Source organism: Staphylococcus sp. GW821-FHT11H10 (genome assembly GCF_058807855.1).
The window spans coordinates 1-5,567 of record NZ_JBXARC010000042.1 but is presented as its reverse complement, the minus strand read 5'-3'; the positions used below and the strand labels follow the sequence as shown (position 1 = coordinate 5,567).

Sequence of the window (5,567 nt, the reverse complement as noted above, 5' to 3'; positions counted from 1 at the left end):
CGACAGATGAAGAGAAGGCAGCAGCAAAAGCTAAAGTTGATGAAGCAGTAACAACAGCTAAGAATGCGATAGACCAAACAACAAATAACGTAGGAGTGGACGCAGCAAAAGAGAGTGGAGTCGAATCAATCAATCAAGTGCAACCAGCGGTTGTTAAAAAAGATCAAGCAAAAGCAGAAATAGACAACGTTGCACAAGCTAAGAAAGCAGAAATCGATCGAAACTCAAATGCGACAGAAGAAGAAAAAGTAGCAGCAAAATCAAAAGTAGATGAAGCCGCAACAACAATAAAACAAGCGATAGATAAAGCGGTTAACAACTCTGAAGTCGATAATGCGATTGATGTAGGTAAAACGGCCATCAATAATATTGAAGCTGATAATTCAGCAAAATCAAAAGCAATTAAGCACTTACAGGAATTAGTCAAACAACAGATGACAAAAATAGATTCTAATCATTTGGCAACTGAAGAAGAAAAAGCCAAAGCAAAACAAATGATTAAACTACTTTTTGAAAAAGCTAAAATTGAAATAGAAAAAGCTAAAACATCTTATGAAGTGACTAAAATAGATGCAGAATATAGCAAATTAATTACTAAAACTTTACCTGAAAATAAAGCTAAATTAAATGCAAAGAAAAAAATTGAAAAAATAGCTAGACAATTGAAAAATAAATTAAATAATATGAATGGCGTTTCAAAAGAGGAAAAAGATAGAATTAAAGTCATCATTGAACAAATAGTTAAAAAATCATTCAAAGATATTGATCTTGCTTCAAGAAATAATACAATAAATAAGATAGTAAATGATGTTAAAATTCAATTTGCAAATATTAAAATTAACAAGCAAAATAATAAAAAATCACTTATCAATAATGAAAATGCATCTGTGATAATAACTACTGAGCAACATAAAACTAATAAAGCTTATCATAAAGTTAGAAATGAAAAAGGAAGATATCAATTACCAAACACTGGTATAAATAATGATACATCAAGTCCATTAATTTCATTCACATTTGTAAGTGGTTTATTCTTAATTTTAAGATCAATGAGAAGAAGAGCGTCGAAGTAAAAAATCACATTTATATTTATTGGATTGCAAGATGAATAGTAAACTCCCTAAGATTATTCTACATATTACTAGAATAATCTTAGGGAGTTCTTTTTATTAAAATTTACCTGCTTCGTAACCTGCTACATGTCCTGTAACAAGTGCACTTGTAATATTATAGCCACCTGTATAACCGTGAATATCTAATACTTCTCCACATAAAAATAATCCAGGTTGTAATTTTGACATCATCGTTTTTGGCCAAATTTCTTTTAAACTTACACCACCACCAGTTACAAAGGCTTTATCAATTGGTAAAGTGCCGTTCACTTTAAAGGTAAAGGCTTTAAAACAGTCAACTAATTGTTTTAGTTGTTGGTTTGATAGGTGATGATATGTAGTATTTTCATCGATTTGAGCTTGATTCAGCATAAATAACAAATAGCGTTCTTCTATAAGTCCTCTTAAACTATTTTTTATATATTTATCAGGTTCTTCATTTAAAATAGATGTTATTTTTTTCTCTAGAACATGATTTTTGTATTCTGGAAAAACATCTAATTGCATATTAATTTCTTTTGTCTTTTGGTTTTTTTGTTCTTTATAAACAAATTGACTACATCTTAACGCTGCAGGACCACTTATACCAAAATGAGTGAATATCATATCCATTTTATGACTTATTCTTTTTTTACCATTTTTCTTAAGTACAGATAATTCTACGTCTTTTAGGCTTAAACCTTTAAGTTCTTTGGATTTAATAAAGTGCTCTGCTGAAGTGATAGGGACTTCAGTAGGGAAGAGTTCAGTGATACTATGTCCTAATTTTTTAGCAAACTTATAGCCGTCACCCGTTGAACCTGTTTGAGGCACACTAGTTCCACCAGTTGCAATAATGACACTTTTACTTGAAAAAATACCTTTATCGGTTGTAACTTCAAAAGTTCCGTTATCTTCTACATTAATCTCATTGACGATAGTTTCCTCTTTTATGTCAACTTTGTTTTGTTTTATGGTATTTACAAGTGTATCAACTACATCTTGAGATTTATTTGAGACAGGGAACATACGGCCATGGTCTTCTTCTTTTAATTTGACGCCTCTAGATTCAAAGAAGTCGATTATCGATTCATTATCAAATACTGAAAAGGGACTATATAAAAATTTTCCATTACCAGGGATATTTTTTATAATTTCTGCGTAAGGTAAACGATTTGTAACATTGCATCTACCACCACCTGAAATTTTAAGTTTTCTACCCAGACCCTTTTTCTTCTCTAATAAGAGTACATTTTGACTTTGTTCTGATGCAGCAACCGCTGCCATAAGCCCACTAGGTCCACCACCTATAATAATCGTTTGATACATAGAGTAACCTCCATTTGTTAATCATAGTTCTCTTATTATAAATTAAAATACGTTTGAATTCTCAATAAATTTAGTTATAATTTAAGATTGGTTCATCATTAATTAATTATATATCTTGATTTATTATGCGTTTAAACTTAAATTTAGTAAAACTATTAAAGTAATTAGTAAACAATTAGTATTTTGTGATATATTTTATAGTAATGCAAGCCCTTAAAAATTACAGTTTTTAAATTAAATAATTTGATTATTAAAAAGGCAGGAAGATTAAATATGAGTGAAAATAAGGAAATGGTAAGAGGTACCTTTCTCATTACATTAAGTATTCTTATTACTAAAATTTTAGGTGTACTTTTTGTAATTCCTTTTTATGCCATTATGGGTGCAAATGCGGAAGAAAAGTTAGCACCATTTAACTATGCTTATGTTCCATATAATATTGCAATTGCAGTAGCAACCGCAGGCATACCGTTAGCGGCTTCAAAATTTGTAGCTAAATATAATGCCTTAGGTGCGTATAAAGTTGGACAAAAATTGTATAAATCGAGTTTTATAGTGATGTCCATTTCTGGAATAATTGGATTTTTAATATTATTCTTCTTAGCACCAGACATTGCTGCTTTAACGTTAGGACGTAAAGAAGGCAAAGGCGGTTGGACAATAGATGATATCACATGGATTATCCGAGTTATTAGTATGGTAGTTATGTTCATACCATTACTTGCTACTTGGCGTGGAGTATTTCAAGGTTATGAATCTATGGGTCCTACAGCAGTTTCAGAAGTAACAGAACAAATTGCTAGAATAGTTTTTATTCTTATAGGTAGTTTTTTAGTATTAAATGTTTTTCATGGTTCTTATCTACAAGCAAATGGTATAGCAACATTTGCAGCTGCTATAGGTGCAATTGCTGGTTTGTTAACGCTTTGGTATTACTGGCGTAAACGTAAACCACATATACAGAAAATGGTAGCTTCTGATCATACCGGTTTGGACGTGCCATACACAAAAATGTATAAGGAAATTATTTCATATAGTGTTCCATTTGTTATTGTAAGTTTGAATTTCCCTTTATTTAATTTAGTGGATCAATTTACACATAATAATGCACTAGATGCAGCAGGATTTCATGCGAATAAAGACTATTTCTTTACAATTTTAAACTTTACAACAAATAAAATTGTCATGATACCAACATCTTTAGCAGCTGGATTTGCTGTTAGTTTAATACCATTTATTACCAAAACTTTTGCAGAGGGTCGCTTAAATGAAATGCATCGCCAAATTAAAACTTCAATTGGTGTATTAATGTATATAACAGTTCCGGCTAGTCTAGGTATAATGGCATTGTCTTCACCATTATATACAGTATTTTACCAGTACAATCCAGATGGTAATAAAATATTATTTTATTATGCGCCTGTTGCAATATTAATTTCTTTATTGAGTGTTACTGCCTCAATGTTACAAGGAATAAACAAACAAAAATTAACAGTTTTTGTAATTTTAGGCTCAGTATTTGTTAAATTAATCTTAAATATTCCTTTAATTATGATATTCCATACATCAGGAGCTGTTTTAAGTACTGCAATCGCATTAATGGTTGCCAATGTTGCAAACTTAATGATTTTAAAAGTTTATGCCAAGTTCCACTTTACAGATACATTGGTTCAAGTTGCTAAAATTTTCATTTATAGTTTAATCATGATGATAAGTGTTGAAGTAGTATACTTCTTACTAAGCTTATTTATTTCTGTAGATCGAAAATCTGGTGCATTTATAATACTAATTATAGGTGTTATAGTTGGTGGACTGATTTATGGAACAATAACAATTAAGAACAGATTAGCTGATGAGTTTTTAGGGGATTTACCTGGTAAGATTCGTCGTAAAGTTGGATTCCTAAGATGAGACTAGATAAATTTTTAGCAAATATGGGTGTTGGAACGCGTACTGAAGTTAAACATCTTTTAAAAAAAGGAAAGGTCACAGTTAACACCTCAGTTGAGAAGTCACCTAAATCTCACATTAATCCTACAGAAGATATAGTTCATGTAAATGGCAAGCAAGTTGAGTTCGTTAACAATGTTTATATTATGCTTAATAAGCCAAAAGGTTATATTTCAGCTACACACGATGAATCAAATCGTACTGTAATTGATTTAATTCCGGAATACCAACATCTAAATATCTTTCCTGTTGGAAGGCTAGATAAGGATACTGAAGGTTTACTACTTATTACTAATGATGGTCAATTTAGTCATGATTTAATGAGTCCCTCTAAACATGTTTCTAAGACATATGAAGTGACATCGAAAAAACCCGTTACTAAAGTTGATATTGACGCATTTAAGAAAGGCATCATCCTTTCTGACGGTCCAGTCAAACCAGCACAATTAACTAGAATAAATGAAACTATATCACATGTTACTATCTATGAAGGTAAATATCATCAAGTTAAAAGGATGTTTCACGCCATTGAAAATGAGGTATTAGAATTAAAACGTCTTAAAATCGCTAATTTGGCGTTAGATGAAAATCTCAAATCTGGAGAGTATAAGTTACTTTCAGATAAAGAATTAAAACTTTTACAGCATTAACAAAGGAGAAGGTGTTTAATATGGCTAAAACTACAGGTTTATTTAGAATAATTGCTGGTGTTGGCGCTGCAGCTGTAGCAGTAGTATTATCTCGAAAAGAAAGCAGAGATAAATTAAAAGAACAATATAATAAATATAAAGAAGATCCAGAGGGTTACAAAGAAAATGCAAGAGGCTTAGCAAGTCAATTAAGTTCTAAAGCTAATGAAACAATTCAAGAAGTTAGAAATAATCCTCGAGACTATGCTAATCGTTTAAAAAATGATCCAAAATCATTTTTAGAAGAAGAAAAATCAAAATTTACTAATTTAGATGCTAATAAAGAAGATTCATTAGAAGAAGGTAAATTTGATGATGAAGGTGGCGCAACTGTTAATAACAATTTAAGAGTTGTCACTGAAGAAGACTTAAAGAAAAATAATAATGCATTAGAAGATAAAGACTAATCTTGATTTTATCTAAGATGTTTTTGAGTCTGGGACATAAACCCTAGAGAAATAGCCAGTAAATGAGTTTTAACAAATTCATTTACTGGCTTCTTTATTTA

5 protein-coding genes are annotated in these 5,567 nt (G+C 30.5%); 4 read left to right on the top strand and 1 reads right to left on the bottom strand.

Going from position 1 to position 5,567, the window contains the following annotated elements:
- The coding region (locus tag AC1RRU_RS12390; RefSeq protein WP_136718798.1) for a DUF1542 domain-containing protein at positions 1 to 1,073 on the top strand (1,073 nt) is incomplete at its 5' end.
- Between the two features lie 96 nt (positions 1,074 to 1,169).
- On the opposite strand, the gene AC1RRU_RS12385 is transcribed toward AC1RRU_RS12390, so the two are convergent.
- The gene (locus tag AC1RRU_RS12385; RefSeq protein ID WP_011275468.1) at positions 1,170 to 2,420 is read right to left on the bottom strand and encodes a BaiN/RdsA family NAD(P)/FAD-dependent oxidoreductase; all 1,251 of its coding nucleotides are present in this window, start codon (positions 2,418 to 2,420) and stop codon (positions 1,170 to 1,172) included.
- A gap of 273 nt (positions 2,421 to 2,693) precedes the next feature.
- On the opposite strand from AC1RRU_RS12385, the gene AC1RRU_RS12380 reads away from it, so the two are divergent.
- From AC1RRU_RS12380 to AC1RRU_RS12370, 3 genes are read left to right on the top strand one after another with little or no spacing between them, the layout of a single operon-like run.
- Positions 2,694 to 4,331 (top strand): putative polysaccharide biosynthesis protein, encoded by a 1,638-nt coding sequence (locus tag AC1RRU_RS12380; protein ID WP_016931417.1) that lies wholly within the window; start codon positions 2,694 to 2,696, stop codon positions 4,329 to 4,331.
- A complete protein-coding gene (locus tag AC1RRU_RS12375; protein ID WP_011275470.1) occupies positions 4,328 to 5,020 on the top strand; it encodes a pseudouridine synthase in 693 nt (230 codons plus the stop codon). Before AC1RRU_RS12380 ends, AC1RRU_RS12375 begins: the two co-directional genes overlap by 4 nt.
- Before the next feature lie 20 nt (positions 5,021 to 5,040).
- On the top strand, positions 5,041 to 5,466 hold the full coding sequence (locus AC1RRU_RS12370; protein ID WP_053023395.1) for a YtxH domain-containing protein: 426 nt from the start codon (positions 5,041 to 5,043) through the stop codon (positions 5,464 to 5,466).
- Positions 5,467 to 5,567: the final 101 nt, after the last annotated feature.